The sequence below is a fragment of the Caballeronia sp. LZ024 genome (genome assembly GCF_031451455.1).
In the GTDB taxonomy this organism is placed as follows: Bacteria; Pseudomonadota; Gammaproteobacteria; order Burkholderiales; family Burkholderiaceae; genus Caballeronia; species Caballeronia telluris.
On sequence record NZ_JARUXL010000002.1, the window covers coordinates 65523 to 80372 of the forward strand.

General features: G+C 62.4%; 15 protein-coding genes and 1 pseudogene. 11 read left to right on the forward strand and 5 right to left on the reverse strand.

Annotated features, from left to right (window positions below):
- Positions 1 to 216 precede the first annotated feature (216 nt).
- Together QCE48_RS31885 and QCE48_RS15690 are read right to left on the reverse strand one after the other, a co-directional pair.
- Positions 217 to 666, reverse strand: coding sequence for a response regulator (locus tag QCE48_RS31885; RefSeq protein WP_404982584.1), 450 nt, complete (start codon positions 664 to 666; stop codon positions 217 to 219).
- A gap of 65 nt (positions 667 to 731) precedes the next feature.
- Positions 732 to 1118 (reverse strand): annotated as a pseudogene (locus QCE48_RS15690) (UbiD family decarboxylase); the annotation flags it as partial.
- Between the two features lie 42 nt (positions 1119 to 1160).
- Here QCE48_RS15690 and QCE48_RS15695 point away from each other — a divergent pair.
- The 4 genes from QCE48_RS15695 to QCE48_RS15710 all read left to right on the forward strand — a co-directional run bounded on the left by QCE48_RS15695 (position 1161) and on the right by QCE48_RS15710 (position 5324).
- A complete protein-coding gene (locus QCE48_RS15695; protein ID WP_404982586.1) occupies positions 1161 to 1889 on the forward strand; it encodes an aldehyde dehydrogenase family protein in 729 nt (242 codons plus the stop codon).
- Between the two features lie 551 nt (positions 1890 to 2440).
- On the forward strand, positions 2441 to 2851 hold the full coding sequence (locus tag QCE48_RS15700) for a hypothetical protein (RefSeq protein WP_309784736.1): 411 nt from the start codon (positions 2441 to 2443) through the stop codon (positions 2849 to 2851).
- Positions 2852 to 3098: 247 nt separating this feature from the next.
- Positions 3099 to 4784, forward strand: coding sequence for an EAL domain-containing protein (locus QCE48_RS15705; protein WP_309784737.1), 1686 nt, complete (start codon positions 3099 to 3101; stop codon positions 4782 to 4784).
- 102 nt (positions 4785 to 4886) lie between these two features.
- Entirely contained in the window at positions 4887 to 5324 is a 438-nt protein-coding gene (locus QCE48_RS15710) for a hypothetical protein (RefSeq protein WP_309784738.1), read from the forward strand.
- Between the two features lie 119 nt (positions 5325 to 5443).
- On the opposite strand, the gene QCE48_RS15715 is transcribed toward QCE48_RS15710, so the two are convergent.
- Together QCE48_RS15715 and QCE48_RS15720 are read right to left on the reverse strand one after the other, a co-directional pair.
- The gene (locus QCE48_RS15715; RefSeq protein ID WP_309784739.1) at positions 5444 to 5656 is read right to left on the reverse strand and encodes a DUF3616 domain-containing protein; all 213 of its coding nucleotides are present in this window, start codon (positions 5654 to 5656) and stop codon (positions 5444 to 5446) included.
- A gap of 10 nt (positions 5657 to 5666) precedes the next feature.
- On the reverse strand, positions 5667 to 5885 hold the full coding sequence (locus QCE48_RS15720; RefSeq protein ID WP_309784741.1) for a hypothetical protein: 219 nt from the start codon (positions 5883 to 5885) through the stop codon (positions 5667 to 5669).
- A gap of 431 nt (positions 5886 to 6316) precedes the next feature.
- Here QCE48_RS15720 and QCE48_RS31890 point away from each other — a divergent pair, with 431 nt between their 5' ends.
- A complete protein-coding gene (locus tag QCE48_RS31890; RefSeq protein WP_404982589.1) occupies positions 6317 to 6568 on the forward strand; it encodes a hypothetical protein in 252 nt (83 codons plus the stop codon).
- An 84-nt stretch (positions 6569 to 6652) separates the two neighbouring features.
- Here the strand turns inward: QCE48_RS31890 and QCE48_RS15725 are convergent, their stop codons facing one another.
- Positions 6653 to 7975 carry an MFS transporter gene (locus tag QCE48_RS15725; RefSeq protein ID WP_309784742.1) on the reverse strand — a complete coding sequence of 441 codons (1323 nt, stop codon included), beginning with the start codon at positions 7973 to 7975 and terminating at the stop codon, positions 6653 to 6655.
- A gap of 253 nt (positions 7976 to 8228) precedes the next feature.
- Here QCE48_RS15725 and QCE48_RS15730 point away from each other — a divergent pair, with 253 nt between their 5' ends.
- The 6 genes from QCE48_RS15730 to QCE48_RS15755 all read left to right on the forward strand — a co-directional run bounded on the left by QCE48_RS15730 (position 8229) and on the right by QCE48_RS15755 (position 14739).
- Positions 8229 to 8972 (forward strand): helix-turn-helix domain-containing protein, encoded by a 744-nt coding sequence (locus tag QCE48_RS15730; protein ID WP_309784743.1) that lies wholly within the window; start codon positions 8229 to 8231, stop codon positions 8970 to 8972.
- Between the two features lie 56 nt (positions 8973 to 9028).
- Positions 9029 to 10081, forward strand: coding sequence for a cyclase family protein (locus tag QCE48_RS15735; RefSeq protein WP_309784744.1), 1053 nt, complete (start codon positions 9029 to 9031; stop codon positions 10079 to 10081).
- 28 nt (positions 10082 to 10109) lie between these two features.
- Positions 10110 to 10811: an SDR family oxidoreductase gene (locus QCE48_RS15740; RefSeq protein ID WP_309784746.1), complete on the forward strand. Its 702-nt coding sequence runs from the start codon at positions 10110 to 10112 to the stop codon at positions 10809 to 10811.
- A gap of 2 nt (positions 10812 to 10813) precedes the next feature.
- Complete coding sequence (locus tag QCE48_RS15745; RefSeq protein WP_309784747.1) at positions 10814 to 11773, forward strand: 3-hydroxyacyl-CoA dehydrogenase; 960 nt, start codon at positions 10814 to 10816, stop codon at positions 11771 to 11773.
- 57 nt (positions 11774 to 11830) lie between these two features.
- A complete protein-coding gene (locus QCE48_RS15750; protein ID WP_309784748.1) occupies positions 11831 to 13168 on the forward strand; it encodes a TIGR00366 family protein in 1338 nt (445 codons plus the stop codon).
- 548 nt (positions 13169 to 13716) lie between these two features.
- Positions 13717 to 14739, forward strand: coding sequence for an SDR family oxidoreductase (locus QCE48_RS15755; protein ID WP_309784749.1), 1023 nt, complete (start codon positions 13717 to 13719; stop codon positions 14737 to 14739).
- The last annotated feature ends 111 nt before the right edge of the window (positions 14740 to 14850 follow it).

The following is a 14850-nucleotide window of genomic DNA, read 5'->3' on the forward strand; positions in this document are numbered from 1 at the left end:
GCGCTCGTCCTGTGCGCGCTGTTCCTGCAGATTAACCCGTTCGCCATCTGTGCGATGGCCGCGCTGATCGTGCTGCATGAGATCACGGTCTACATCGACTTGACGAAGCTTGCTCTCGCAAGAACCGTGGCACCATAAAGAATGAGGCGGCCGCGCGCCCCGTCCCTCGAGGTGTTTCACGCTCCGCCAAGCGCCGCCCTTCCCCGCTCCAAGCGTCTATTTGCCGCTGCCTCTGCGAGCCGGAGCGACCAACTGTAGGAGCGCAATTAATGCATCTAACGAGTTCCCTTTCCGGCAGTACGCGTCGATTCCGGCAGGTATCCCTTGCGTCAGGACTTCACCCTCCGCAAGCGACGTGTGCGCAATGATCGGAACACAAGCACAGTCAGCTAGCTTGCGCATCTCGCGAGCCACTTGAAATCCGTTGATTATTGGCATCTCGATGTCGAGCAGGACAACGCTTGGCGGACGTTGCTGGGCAAACGGGACGGCGTGGACGCAGTCGGCTGTCCGAGCGTCAAACCCTTCAAGCTCAAGCGCCGCTTGTATCGCGATAGCAAGTTCAGCATTGTCGTCCACGATCAGAGCGGTAACAGGCGCAACAACGGACGCGAACGTGCGCGCGGTCCAGATGCGTGACGGTAGAGAAAGGGCAGTGCCTGACATGATTTCGAAACGAAGTTATTTCAGCAGAATGGAGCAATAGGCGTACCGGAACCGCATGACAGGTCGACGACGACTGGCGGATCGAGGGGCGAACCCTGTGCGCCTTCAAGCACGACGAGATCGCGGTCGGCCTGAAAGCGCGTCGCGATTGCCCTTTCGATTTCGGTGGGATCGTGCACGTCAACATCGGTATCGACGACGACGACCTGCTTGATGTCGTAATGCGCACCGAACGCGCACGGGATCACATTTTTCGCTTCGCCTTCGCGCTTCTTTTCGAACTGCACCCAGAGGTGATAGCGGCACACGCCGCCGACCGAAAGATGCACGTCGGTGACGCCAGGATGGCTGCGTTGCAGATGCGCGAGCAGCGTCGCTTCACGCGGAATGGCGCCGAGCAGCAAGTGCTCCATCTCGGCCGGCACGATCGTATGAAAGACTGGGTCGCGGCGACCGCGACGGGCAAAAAAATTATGGCCTCCGCCGCCGAAAGCATGAAGAAGCTCTCGCTGGAACTCGGAGGCAAGTCGTGCTGTGTCGTCTTCGAGGATGCGGACGTCGCCGCGATCGCGCCGCGTATCGCACGCGCTGCGACGATCATCTCGGGTCAACAATGCACTGCTGCGCGTCGCGTGCTCGTGCATGCGCGGTGTGCGGCCGAGATGCGCGAGCATCTGACGCGCGCGCTCGAAGCGCTGAAAGTGGGCGAAGGCATCAACGAGGCAATGGACATCGGTCCGCTAATCGACGCGGCCACGCGCGACGCGATCGATCAAACCATTGCCCGTGCCTGCAACGAAGCCGATCGCGTACTGCTGCGCGGCAAGCGCTCGGGGCATGCGTTCCTGTCGCCGACGCTCGTCGAACACAGCGACCCGAAACGATCCTTCTGCCAGGAGGAAATCTTCGGACCGTTTGTCACGCTGGAGACATTCGACACTGAAGCGCAGGCAATCGAGAAAGCCAACGACACCGTATTCGGTCTATCCGCGAGCGTGTGGACGCACGACGGCGCTCGCGCCTACCGGATCGCGCGCGCGTTGCGCAACGGCACGGTGTGGATCAACGATCACAACAAGCTCTTTGCCGAAGCGGAAACGGGCGGATACCGGCAAAGCTGTCTTGGCCGCCTGCACGGCTACGATGCGCTCGCCGACTTCACGGAGATCAAGCACATCTGCATGCCGGCAGGGGTCGCCGATGGCGTAACACCGCTGCGTTGAGTAGCTTGGCGGGCGTCGACTCCGCCCGCGCATCGAGCAAACTGGGGATGAAGCGCCTTATTCAAGGTCATTAAGAACCAATCGGTGGCGCGGGCGGCGTGACACAACCGTGAGGCACATGCTAAATGGTCGGCGCAGCGCAGGCTGGATCCGTGCACACTGAGGGCTCTTTTACTTAGCATTCGCTGTACCCGTCCCATGTACTCGTTTGGCGAACTTGGGCTCGCAACCGCGCGTCCCACACGCATTCCTTGGGCTTTTAGCGCGCAGTTTGCCTCGAGAACCTTCCGTCCCCGGCGCCCCCGATGGCGCTCAAATTCCATAGGGGTACTGTCCCCACGTCCGATCAGCGGTCGCTGTCATAACACTCGCGAGCAGGACGGCCGGGAGGAGCAGCAGGTGCCACCGAATGTCCGGCATGGCGCTTGCGGCGCCGTTCAGCGTGCACGAAGGGACGACACAGCTTCTGTTCCGTTCGCTGCGCACGGCGCCGTTCATCGCCCGCTATCTCGAGGCCCGCGCCGACATAAACTGCGCCCGAAGGATCGATCATGCTCAACGACGAAGAACTCGCTACCGTCAAGTCCATCGCGCCGTTCCTACTAAGCGAGGCAAAGACCGCGCTTGCTAGCAACGCTCAGTACACGTTCACGATGGAACTCGAGGCACACGTGCAGCCTGGCTTGCGGATTCGTTCGCCCGTAAGTCCGGGCGACGACCCGGACTCACCGCCTTTCCCACTGGACCTATTCGTCGGCTTGCCAGTCGCGGAGTTGCGCGCGCTCGCGCACGCGGGCGACACCGAGCGCGACGCGCTGGTCGCGCGCTTCGGCGCACGCTTCGCACCGCGATTGTTGCGCTCGATCCAGCATCTCATGCCGCACGACGTCGACTACGAGGCGGGCTGCCAGAGCGAGCGCGGCACCCTTGCGGTGCTGCTGGAAGACGAGGGGATCGCCTAAAATCATGGAGAATCCGATCTCGCCCCTTGCCTGGCGCGCAGTGCTTCAAGCGCCTGCGCAGCGCGGAAGCGCGGTGACAAGCGCAATGGCGCGGCGTGGCAGTGAATGCGCTACAGTGAACGGGCGGCGCATCTCCAGAAAACCTCTCGTTCCCGAAATCACCTATTCATATTACGATACAACGTTGTCGAATTTAAATAAGATTGGCCGACAACTGTAACGGCGGTCGATACGCGGAGGACAGGGCGTGGAAGATTTTCAAGTACTCGATCACATCACCGACGGGGTGATGTCGCTCGACAGTAACTGGAAGTTCCGCAACCTCAACCGCACCGCTGCACGGTTGCTGAAGCGTCGGCCCGCGGATCTGCTGGGCCGCGAGATCTGGGCCGAATACCCAGACCTCATCGGGTCGAGCTACGAAGCCGCCTATCGTCAGGCGGCCGAGACCGGAATGCCCAGCACCGCTACCGACTTCTACCCGCCGCTCGGTGCCTGGTTTGAAGTGCGGGCATTTCCGTGCGACGACGGTGTCATCGTGCTGGTTCGCGATGTCACCGAAGCGCGCGCGATCTCCGAACGCTTGTCGCGCCAGGCCACACACGACGAACTGACCGGGCTCATCAACCGGCGGGAACTGCTGCTGCGCCTGAACCGTCTCGTCGACGAAGGCGCTGCCGCTTCCGTCGATCTGCTTTTCATCGACCTTGACCGCTTCAAGGATATCAACGATTCATTTGGTCACGCGGCAGGTGATGAAGTGCTGCGTGCCATCGGCGAGCGTCTTTCGGACATGCTTGCCGAACGCGCCCATGTTTCGCGCATCGGCGGTGACGAATTCGTCATTTTTCTCGTTGACGCGCCCGAGGGCGAGGCCGCGCGCGTTGCGCGCGACGTCTTAGTACGCATGCGCGAGCCAATTCAGACTCCATGCGTGCGGGCCTCAGTGGGGGCGAGCATCGGCTTGGCGCGCTACCCCATCTCGGCATCGAGTGCCCACGAGCTGTTGCGTAACGCGGACACCGCGATGTATCACGCGAAACGCGCGGGCGGTTCGCATGTGTGGTCGTTTGGCAAGGAGGATGCGCAGCGCCTTTCGCATCGCCTGCGGTTACGCGCGGATCTGGAAGGTGCGAGCGCCGCGCGCCAGTTCGAACTGCACTATCAGCCGCAGTTGGACCTGCATACTGGCCGCGTCTACGGAGCCGAGGCGCTTATACGATGGAACCATCCGCAACTGGGGCTGCTCACGCCGGCCGACTTCCTCGACATGCTGCTTGAATCGCCGGCCTACGAGGCGACGGGCGAATGGCTGATTCGCCTCGCGTTCCGCCAGGCCGCGCAGTGGCAGTCGACGGACCGCATTCCGTTCAAAGTCGCCGTCAATCTGTCGGCCACGACGATACAGAACTGCGATCTCGCCGCCCTGGTTTCGGAGGCGGCCGAGGCGTCCGGCGTATGCGCTTCCATACTCGACATCGAAGTGACGGAGAGTGCCGTCATGAGCGACTTCGCCGCCGCGTCGCGCGCGCTGTCGGCCGTGCGAAGGCTTGGCGTGACCGTCTCGCTCGACGATTTCGGTACCGGCTACTCGAGCCTTGCGTACCTCATACGACTGCCTGTCGATCGCATCAAGATCGACAAGTCGTTCGTGCAGAAGCTCACCGTTAAGGAAACCTGTCACCAGGCACGCGCGATGGTCGAGGCGATGGTGGCCCTCGCCCGCGCGCTGGGCATGGGAACGGTTGCGGAAGGCATCGAAACCGAAACGCAGCTCGTTCTCGCCAAGGAGCTTGGGTGCGATGCCGCGCAGGGATACTTCATCGGCAAACCGGTGCCGGCAGCGCGCATCGAACCTTACGCCGAAACACGGTTCGAGCCGGCGCCAACCGCAATTTTGTCGTCGCAAAACGCACGAAGCGGACACCGCTAGCGGCCGACGCGCAGCCGACCGCTTCCATTGCTTCAGCTACGCTCGTTGAGCCGGCATCGGCCTCCGCGCGGACGCGTGCGCGAAAGCCCGGCGACTCATGCCGTGCCGATCCGGAACCTTCGCGAGTTGCGGGACCAGTCGACCGCGATAAGCGATACGCCCGCGCGACTGTCGCCGGGAGACCGGCTGCAGATCAGCGTCGAGATCGGCGGCACCATGCTCGATCTCAACGTGGGCATCGTCGGGAGACCGGTGCTCGCGCCGCCCGCCGCGTCGTACGGGCTTGCGACTTGCCAAGGCGCGGCGGTGAGCAGCGCGCTTTTCGCCACCGCGCCGCCGCCTCAGGTGATCGATTTTCCGGATCTGGCGGGCGACCTGAAGGCGGGCCACGTGCGACGGCGCGCGCTGTTTCTCTGGCGCTTCGTGTATCTGAGCCCGCCCGCGAAAGGCAATCCGTTTGCCTTCCTCGTCAAGCTCGATCGAGCAGGCGGCGGTCAGTTGCCCGAGTCACGCGCCGATTTCGAGGGGTACGGGGACTAGCTCGGCTTCGAAGCACTATCGCACACAGGAGCCGGATCGCTTCATCGAAGAATGAACACATCGGCGGTGTAATGATCGCCGCCGTTCAGGCGCGGGGCCTGGGCCGTCATATACGACGATCAGACGTTTCCTCTAGCCCATGTTGAGCAAAGCGATGCCTTCTGCATAATCGAAGCCGTCCCGAACGCGATGATGAAAAGCGATTGAAGCGAATTCCCGTCGATGGAACCGGTGGCGTCGCTGTCCAGTGCGTTCCTCCAGCTATACAACAGGACCGGGCCGTCGAGTTTCATCGTCGGGTCGGCGAGCACCACGAGATCCCTGTCCTGCACGCACAGATAATCATTCCGAGAGCGTGAGCCGCGAGCCCAGTGCCCGGGCGATCTGAACGAGCACCTGAGGCGGAAGCGCGCCCGCGTTGCGTATCGTCAGAGTCCCTTTCTGCGCGAGCCACAATCGAAGAATGTAGTCCAGCCGCGGGGGCGGCATTGCCGCCGCATCGATGGAGATATGCACACCGGAGGCGGCGAGGTCGTCGAGAACTGCCTGATGGATCAGCATGTCAACCTCGAATCAAATAAATAACACTCAGCCTGATCAGGAAGCGCACCGGTCACGAGACGCAATGCATCAATATAAATGAAAGGAGAAATCGATGGAAACGCAAATGAAACCACGAAATGAATTTTTGGCGACCAGCGTTGGCAACGCGGGCATAGGATTACTGTAGCGTGAATTTGAGCTCCAACCTTGCCCGAGCGTGTGTGGCCGGCCAACATGCAGGTCTACGGCGCCGATAAAGTCTGGAAGCAGACGAACCGGGAGCGGGCGGACCAGAACCGCGGCGTGTCGAAATCGGGAAACTCGTGTGCTGCGCTCGATGCGCGAACGCAATCTTGCCGGACTGATTGTGGCGCCGACTCGAAACGGACGAAATGCTTCCAGCAGAAATCCGGTTATGGGAAATCCGACTCGTACTGGTAACGCGTCCGATGGATGACGGCGTCGATACCGTAGGCGTCGATATCGCTTTCGGCTTCGCGCTCGCAACTGCGCACCTGATCGCCCAGGGACATACGCGCATCGCATTCGCCGGCAAGCGCAAAGGCCACGCTGTGGCGAACCAGCGTCGCATGGGCTACGTGTCGACGATGAAGGAAGCACGAGCTTCTTGTTGCAGACGAGCGGACTATCGACGTCGAACTCACGCCACAGGGGCAGAAGGCGGCGCAGGAGATCTTTGAGATCGCTCTCCGCCCCCCGACAGTGCTTTGCTACAACGACCGCGCGGCGGCGCAAGACTCATCGAATTGACGACGCCCCGCGTCTTACGTACTCAAAAGCGTCGCGCTTCGCTCGCCGCGCGCACTCTCTTGATGCATCCGTCCGACAAGCATCAGCGCGCAAACCAGCGTAATCAAAACATGCAAGACCCCCAACCCCACCACGGACCAGATACTGCCCGTCGAGCTAAGCAGATATTGCCCGAGAATCGGCGTCGTACCAGCGAACAACATCCCGCAGATCTGATACGACAGCGAGATCCCCGTGTAGCGCACCTGCGCCGGAAAAGACTTCGCGAGAATTCCGGCCATCGCCGCGTAGTACAACGAATGCGGAATCGATGCGAGCGCCATGCCGATCATCGCGAGTTTCACCGAGCCGGTCGCGATCAGCGAAAACATCAATGGCAACGCGAGGATCTCGGGCACCAGCATGAACGCCACCGCTTTCTTCAGGTCCATCTTCGTTGCGAGCACGGCGCCGAAGGGTTGCACGATCAGTTGCACGACGATCGCCGCGGTAATCACGCCGAGGAACTGGGTGCGGTCGAAACCGATGCTCGTCACCGCCCATGACAGCGCGAACGTGGTCTTGAAGTATGTCGCGGAAAGCGCAATCACGCAGGCGCCCACGCCCATCGCGACGAGGCTCTTGTGATGGCGCAATACTTCGCCGATCGGCAGCTTCGCAATCTGCTTCTTATCCTTGAGTTCCTGCATCGCAGGCGACTCTTCGACGCTCATCCGGATGAATAGTCCCACGCCGACCAGCAAGGCCGAGAAGAGGAACGGAACACGCCAGCCCCATGTCATGAACTGATGATCAGGAAGCATCGAGACGATCAGGAACGCAAGCGTTGCAAGCAGATTGCCGGCGGGCGACCCCTGCTGGGCAAACGCCGCGTAGAGGATTTCCTTGCCCTTTGGCGCATGCTCCGACGACAACACCACCGCCCCGCCCCACTCGCCACCCATCGCGATGCCTTGTAAGAGCCGCAGCACGATCAGCAGCACCGGCGCCAAGACGCCGATTTGTCCATAGGTCGGCAAGAGACCCATGCAGGTCGTGCAGCAACCCATCAGCATCAGCGTCGCGATCAGCGTCTTCTTGCGGCCGACCTTGTCGCCGAGATGCCCGAACACGATGCCGCCGATCGGACGCGCCAGAAAGCCCACCCAGAACGAAGCGAACGCGGCGAGCGTGCCGACCAACGCTGAGGTCGTGGGAAAGAAAACCTTGCCCAGCACGAGCGCCGCCGCAGTGCTGTAAGCGTAGAAGTCGTACCACTCGATCGTCGTTCCGACGAACGATGCAATACCCGCCCTACGGGCTTGGCCTTGTCTGTTTTCGGGCGCGTTAGCTGTCAAGACACATCTCCAAAATCGATTGCACGCGGCCGGCTCTTGTAGTCCCGGCTGCCGTAGATTGTTCGCTATCCAAACGATATTTCTTTGTTCGAACAACGGGTGAAGTGGCGGACTATGACCGCTGCGGTCGGTCAGCGTCAACCAAGGGATTACCCGAGGTCACGTTTCAACGCAAAGCATCTAATTAAGGGTTTTTTAGGGGTTTACCCGCGAGCTATTGCGCATCGTCTATCGAAATGTCGATAATGTTCTCATGGATGTGAAAACTGCTGCCCGCGTCTTCGATGTGATCAATCTCTTCGCCGCAGTCCGGCAACCGATGATTTACAGCGAAATTGCGCGTCGAACCGAGATTCCGCTCTCCAGCTGCCACGCTCTCTTACAGACGATGGTCGCGAAGGGTTACCTCTACGCGCCCGGCGTCAAGGCGGGCTACTACCCGACGCAGCGCTTGCTGCACGTCGCGCGCGACATCTGCAGCGAGGACCCGTTGACGCTCGCATTCCAGCCGCTACTGAGCGCGCTTCGCGACGCGACGGGAGAAACCGCCGCACTCGCGACACTGGCGGGCAACCGGGTCGTGTATCTCGACGTGATGGAATCTCGCCAGAAGATTCGTTACAGCGACGAGCCGGGCGGCTTCATGTACGTGCATGCGAGCGCAGCGGGCAAAGCGCTCGCCGGCGCGCTCTCACTGGCCGCGCGCCGCAAGCTGCTCGACAGTTGCGAACCGCTGCCGGCGTTTACCGACGGATCGATCGCCGATCGTGCGGCGCTCGAACGGGAGATCGAGCAAGGTGTGAGAGACGGCTGGCATCGTTCGACCGGCGAGAACGTCGAGGACGTCGCCGGACTGGCGCGCGGCTTCTTGATTCACGGCGAGGCATTTGCGCTCGTGATCGGGGCGCCGAAAGCGCGTCTTTTGAAGAACGAGCGACAAGCGGTTCAGGCGTTGCTCGAGGTCTACGGGCGGATTCCGCCATCGTTGCTGGGTTAGTCGGCGTCGATTGCCCTTCCCTGTTTTCTGCCCGCGAAATAGCAAAGGATGTTTTGATGCGTTGGAAAAACCGGCCCGAAGGGTCCAACTGGGGCGATTTCGGACTCGATGACCAGTTCGGACGACTAAATTTGATCGGCGCCGAGCAGGTGCTCAGGGGCGCGCGCGAGATTCGCGCGGGAATGAGCTTTCCGCTCTCCTTGCCACTGGACTTTCCCGGCGACAACAAGCTCAATGTGCGCCGCCACCCTCCGCAACTGCGACCCACGTTTCGTGACGGCCTGCCCTACGTGAACTTCCCGTTCGCGCGCAACGAAGAAGGCGCGACGGACGTCGTCAGCGACGACCAGGTGTTGCTTTCGCTGCAATATTCGACGCAGTGGGACGCGCTCGCGCACGTCGGCGCACGCTTCGACGCCGACGGCGATGGCGTCGCCGAGAGCGTCTACTACAACGGCTTTCGCGCCAATGAGGATGTCATAGGCCCGGTCGACTACCGCCATGACGACGGCTTCGCGCCACATGCATGCGGCGGCGAGCATAGCTGCGCAGATGCGCTTGGCATCGAGAACCTGGCGGTCAAGGGCATGCAGGGCCGGGGCGTGCTGATCGATCTGGTCGCACACTACGGACGCGAGCACCGCACGATCGGCTACGACGACCTGATGTTCGTGCTCGATGCCGATGGTATCGAAATCGAAACGGGCGACATGCTGCTACTACGCACCGGCTTCGCGGAAATGATCCTGGAGATGAACCGCAACCCGGACGAGGCGGTGCTGAACAGCCATTGCAGTGCGCTCGACGGACGCGACGAGCGCCTCCTGAAGTGGATCACCGATTCGGGCATCGCGGCGCTCGCCGCCGACAACTACGCGGTCGAACGCTATCCGGCGCGGCCGCCCGCATCGCCCGGCGAACATCCGGCAATGCCGCTGCATCATCACTGTCTTTTCAAACTCGGTTTGCCGCTTGGCGAACTGTGGTATCTGCGCGATCTCGCAGACTGGCTTCGCAAGCACCAGCGCTCGCGCTTCATGCTGACCGCACCGCCGTTGCGCCTGCCCGGCGCAATGGGTTCGCCGGTCACGCCGGTCGCGACCGTGTGACCTTCATTCATCACCCTCGATATCGAACATGTCCAGAGAAAGAGTCCTGATTACCGGCGGCGCCGCCGGCATTGGCGCGGCGTGCGCCGCTCGCTGCGCGGCCGACGGTTATGAAGTCGTCGTCATCGACCGGATCGGCGACGGCCTGATCGCCGATCTGTCCGACACGCGCGCGACCGCCGACGCGCTCGCCCGCGCACTAGAGGACGGCCCGATCACGCGGCTCGTCAACAACGTCGGCGTGGTGGTGCCGGCCGACGCGCAAAGCCAGACGCTCGAAGAACTCGAACGCGCCTGGGCGCTGAACGTGCGCTGCGCGCAGCAATGCATGCAGGCGCTCTTGCCCGGCATGAAGACCGCGGGCTTCGGGCGGATCGTGAACATGTCGTCGCGGGCGGCGCTCGGCAAGGAACTGCGCACGGCCTACGCGGCGACGAAAGCCGCGCTGATCGGCATGACGCGCGTCTGGGCGCTCGAACTCGGCGCCCTAGGCGTGACGGCGAACGCCATCGGTCCCGGGCCGATCCGCACCGAGCTCTTCGATCGCGCCAATCCGCCCGATGCGCCGCGCACGCGCGCGATCATCGAAAGCGTGCCGGTGAAGCGTGTCGGCACGCCAGACGATGTGGCGCATGCGGCGTCCTATCTGCTCGACGCGCGCAGCGGCTTCGTGACCGGCCAGGTGCTGTACGTGTGCGGCGGCATGACCGTCGGCGTCGCGGGAGTCTGACGATGAGCGATGAGACGTTGCGCCGCGTGGGTATCATCGGTGGCGGCAGCATCGGCGTGGCGTTCGCGGTCGTGTTCGCGCGCGCAGGATGGCGCGTGCGCCTGCACGATCCCGATGCCGCGAGACGCGAGGCCGTGCCGGCGGAAATCGTCGAGCGGCTGGAGACGCTCGCGCGCTTCGGTCTGCTCGAAGCGGCGGTGCGTCAAGTGGCCGAGAGCGTGGACGTCGTCGACACGCTGGAAGCCGCAGTCGACGGCGCCGATCTCGTGCAGGAATGCGCGCCTGAACGCGTCGAGGTTAAGCGCGAGTTGTTCGAACGATTGAGCCGCGCCGCGCCTGCGCATGCGATTCTCGCGAGCGCGTCGTCGTTTCTAGCCGCGTCGAAGTTCGTCGATGAAACATTGTCCGCGCGCGACCGTTGCCTCGTCGCGCATCCGGGCAATCCGCCTTATCTGATTCCCGTGGTCGAGATCGTGCCGTCGCCCTTCACTTCCGTGGCATCGACTGCTCGCGCGGCGGATCTGTTCCGCGTGGCGGGAATGAAGCCGGTGCTGGTGTCGAAGGAAGCGGAGGGGTTCGTCTTCAACCGGCTGCAGGGCGCCGTGTTGCGCGAAGCTTATTGTCTCGTTCGCGACGGCGTCGCGTCGGTCGACGACATCGACACCGTGATGCGCGAAGGATTGGGACCGCGCTGGTCGGTGGTCGGTCCGTTCGAGACGGTCGATCTGAACACGCGCGGCGGAATCGCCGCGCACGCGCAAAAGATGGGGCCGTCATACGCGCGCATGGGCGCGGAGCGCGGACAGCACGATCCGTGGACGCCCGAACTCGTCGCGCGCGTCGAGACCGAGCGCCGCCGCGCACTGCCAATGGAACGCTGGAACGAGCGCGTCGCCTGGCGCGATCGAGAGCTGACGAAACTCGTGCGTCACCGGAAGCAATCGGCAGACGAAGACGACTGATGCTCGCTTTGCGCCGCATGCAAGGCACGACAACAACGACAGACACAGAGACACGCTATGCAGAAAATCACCGCTTTCTTTACCGAGCTGATGCGCCGGTACTTGCCCGATCCATTCGTCTTCGCGATCGGCCTCACCTTGCTCACGATGGTTCTCGCCGTGCTCGTCCAGGGACAGGCCATCACCGCGCTCACGACGAGCTGGGGCAAAGGCTTCTGGGCACTGCTCGCTTTCACGACGCAGATGGCGGTGATTCTGGCGATGGGCTACGTGCTCGCCACAGCGCCCTTGACCGAGCGCCTGCTCGATCGTGTCGTCGCGCGTGTGCACGATCCGCGCATTGCCATCATCGTCGCGACCCTGGTGGGCGGCATCGGCAGCTATCTGAACTGGGGCTTTGGCCTCGTGGTCGGCGGGATCGTCGCGCGCAAACTCGCACTGCGCGTGCGCGGCGTGCACTATCCGCTGATCATCGCATCCGCTTACAGCGGCTTCACGCTGTACGGGTTGGGATTGTCGGCGAGCATTCCGGTGCTCATCTCCACCAAGGGCCATCCGCTCGAAGCACAAATGGGCGTGATTCCGTTGTCCGAGACAATCTTCTCGCCGGCTATGCTGATGACAAGCCTCGTCGTGATCGTGACGCTGCCGCTGCTCAATGCGTGGCTGCATCCGAAGCCGGGCCAGCCGGTGACGGAGATCGACCGCAGTCTGGAATACGCGCCGAAGGCCGCGTCGCCGGAATCCGAAGCCGATAACAGTGACGAGGCCGGCACGCTGGCGAACCGCCTGAACAACAGCCGCGTGCTGAGCTATTTGATCGGGGCGATCGGGATCGTCTATGTCGCGATCTACTTTCGCAGCGGCGGCTCGATGGATCTCAACCTGATCAATTTCATCATCCTCTTTCTCGGCATCATCTTGCTCGGCACGCCGATCCGATATGTCGAAAAGCTGAATGAAGGCATCCGCACGATCAGCGGCATCATCCTGCAGTACCCGTTCTACGCGGGGATCATGGCGATCATGGCGTCGTCGGGTCTCGTGAACACGTTCTCGCAGTTCTTCGTCAAGATCGCGACGCCTGCAACGCTGCCCTTCTGGGGCTTGATCAGTTCGTTTGTGATCAACTTCTTCGCGCCTTCGGGCGGTGGGCACTGGGTCATTCAGGGACCGTTCATGATCGAGGCCGCAAAGGCGATCGGCGCCTCGGTCGGTCATACGTCGACGGCCGTGATGCTCGGTAACGCGTGGAACGATCTCGTGCAGCCGTTCTGGATTTTGCCGGCGCTCGCGCTCTCCAAGCTCAAGCTGAAGGACATCATGGGCTACACAGTGATCATGATGTTCTGGATCGGCATCGTGTATACGGTGGCGATACTTGCCTGGGGCTGATTGTTTTGCAAACGAGATGATCGTCTTCAACGCGGCTTCGCGGAGCGCTGCGTCGCCCGCCAGCGCATTCTCAGCCTTCAGACGCATGGCGCCCGCGGCTACTACGACGGGTTCCTGCTCGCGCGTTATTGATTGAGGGCGGCGCTTCGGCGGCGTGCCCGCCCGCCACGTTACGTCTCGCCAGCATTCGGCCAGACGCCGTTTGCCAGGAGCTTGAAGACGCGACGACCGCGGCGCGGACACCTCCGCACGCTCGTGAACGAAAACAACAAGTCGCGGGGGCTATGAAAAGAAAAGCGTTTGCCGCAGTGGCGATGGCGTGCTGTTACACGCAGGCGATAGCGACCCAACCGAACTGGATTCGTTCGGGACGCAGCAAAATATGACGCGGTGCGTGGACACGACCTCCATCGGGGCAGCGACTGTGGGGCGTATCCCACACCACTAATCCCCAGCCAGCTGCCAACGTAATTCCCACGAATATCACGCCCGGTCAGGTACAGGCGATGCTGCATCGTAAGCACATTCCACCGCCCGGACCTACCGACATGCGATTCAAACTGAAACCCCTGAACCAACAGGTCATCGTGATCACCGGCGCGACCAGCGGCATCGGCCTCGCCACCGCGCGTGTCGCCGCTCGAAGGGGAGCGAGCCTGATGCTGATCGCCCGGGACGAACGCGCGCTTAAGAAGGTCGCGAATGAGCTGTCAGCGCGCGGCGCGATCGTCGCCTACGCCGCCGCCGACGTCGGTGATGAGGTGGCGCTAGAACGCGCCGCCGATGCCGCCGTCGCACACTTCGGCGGCTTCGATACCTGGGTCAACAACGCGGGCGGTTCAGTCTACGGGTTCAGCGACGAGGTGCCGCTCGAAGACCAGCGCAAGCTCTTCGAGACGAACTTCTGGGGCGTCGTGCACGGCTCGCTGATTGCCGTGCGACACTTGAAGAAGCGTGGCGGCGGCGCGCTGATCAACCTGGGAAGCGAACTGTCCGATATCGCGGTGCCGTTGCAAGGCTCGTATGTCGCGTCGAAACATGCGGTGAAGGGCTACACCGACACCCTGCGCCTCGAACTGATCGACGAAGGCGCGCCGGTCTCCGTGACGCTCATCAAACCCGCCGGAATCGATACGCTCTTCGTCCAGCATGCGCGCAACCATCTCGACATCGAGCCGAAGCTGCCGCAGCCAGTCTACGCCCCGGACATCGTCGCAAAGGCGATTCTGCGTGCGGCGACGCGTCCCGAACCGGAAATCTATGTCGGCGGAGCCTCGCGCGGCACCGTGGCGTTCGAGCGTGCGGCGCCGGGCCTTTTTGACCGCTTCATGGGCAAGCTCGGCGTTGCGGCGCAGATGACGAAGGAGGCGAAACGCAGCGGCGACGCGCTCTACAAAGGCGCGGGCAGCCTGCGCGAACGTTCGGGTAAAAACGGTCCGGTACTTGAATCAAGCCTATATACGAGCGCGAGACTGAACCACCGCGCGACGGCTGGGGTAATTCTCGCGAGCGTGACTGGGCTGCTGATCGCATCGATGGCTAAACGGTACATGGCCCAGAATCGCATGTAGGTCGCAGTCAAACATGCTCATAAAATCCGAACCGAAGCGATCACTTCGTTGAAACCGAGCGTCCTTGCGCGCGTTTCGTAGGTGTCGAACTCGTAGTGCTGGACTTCTGTG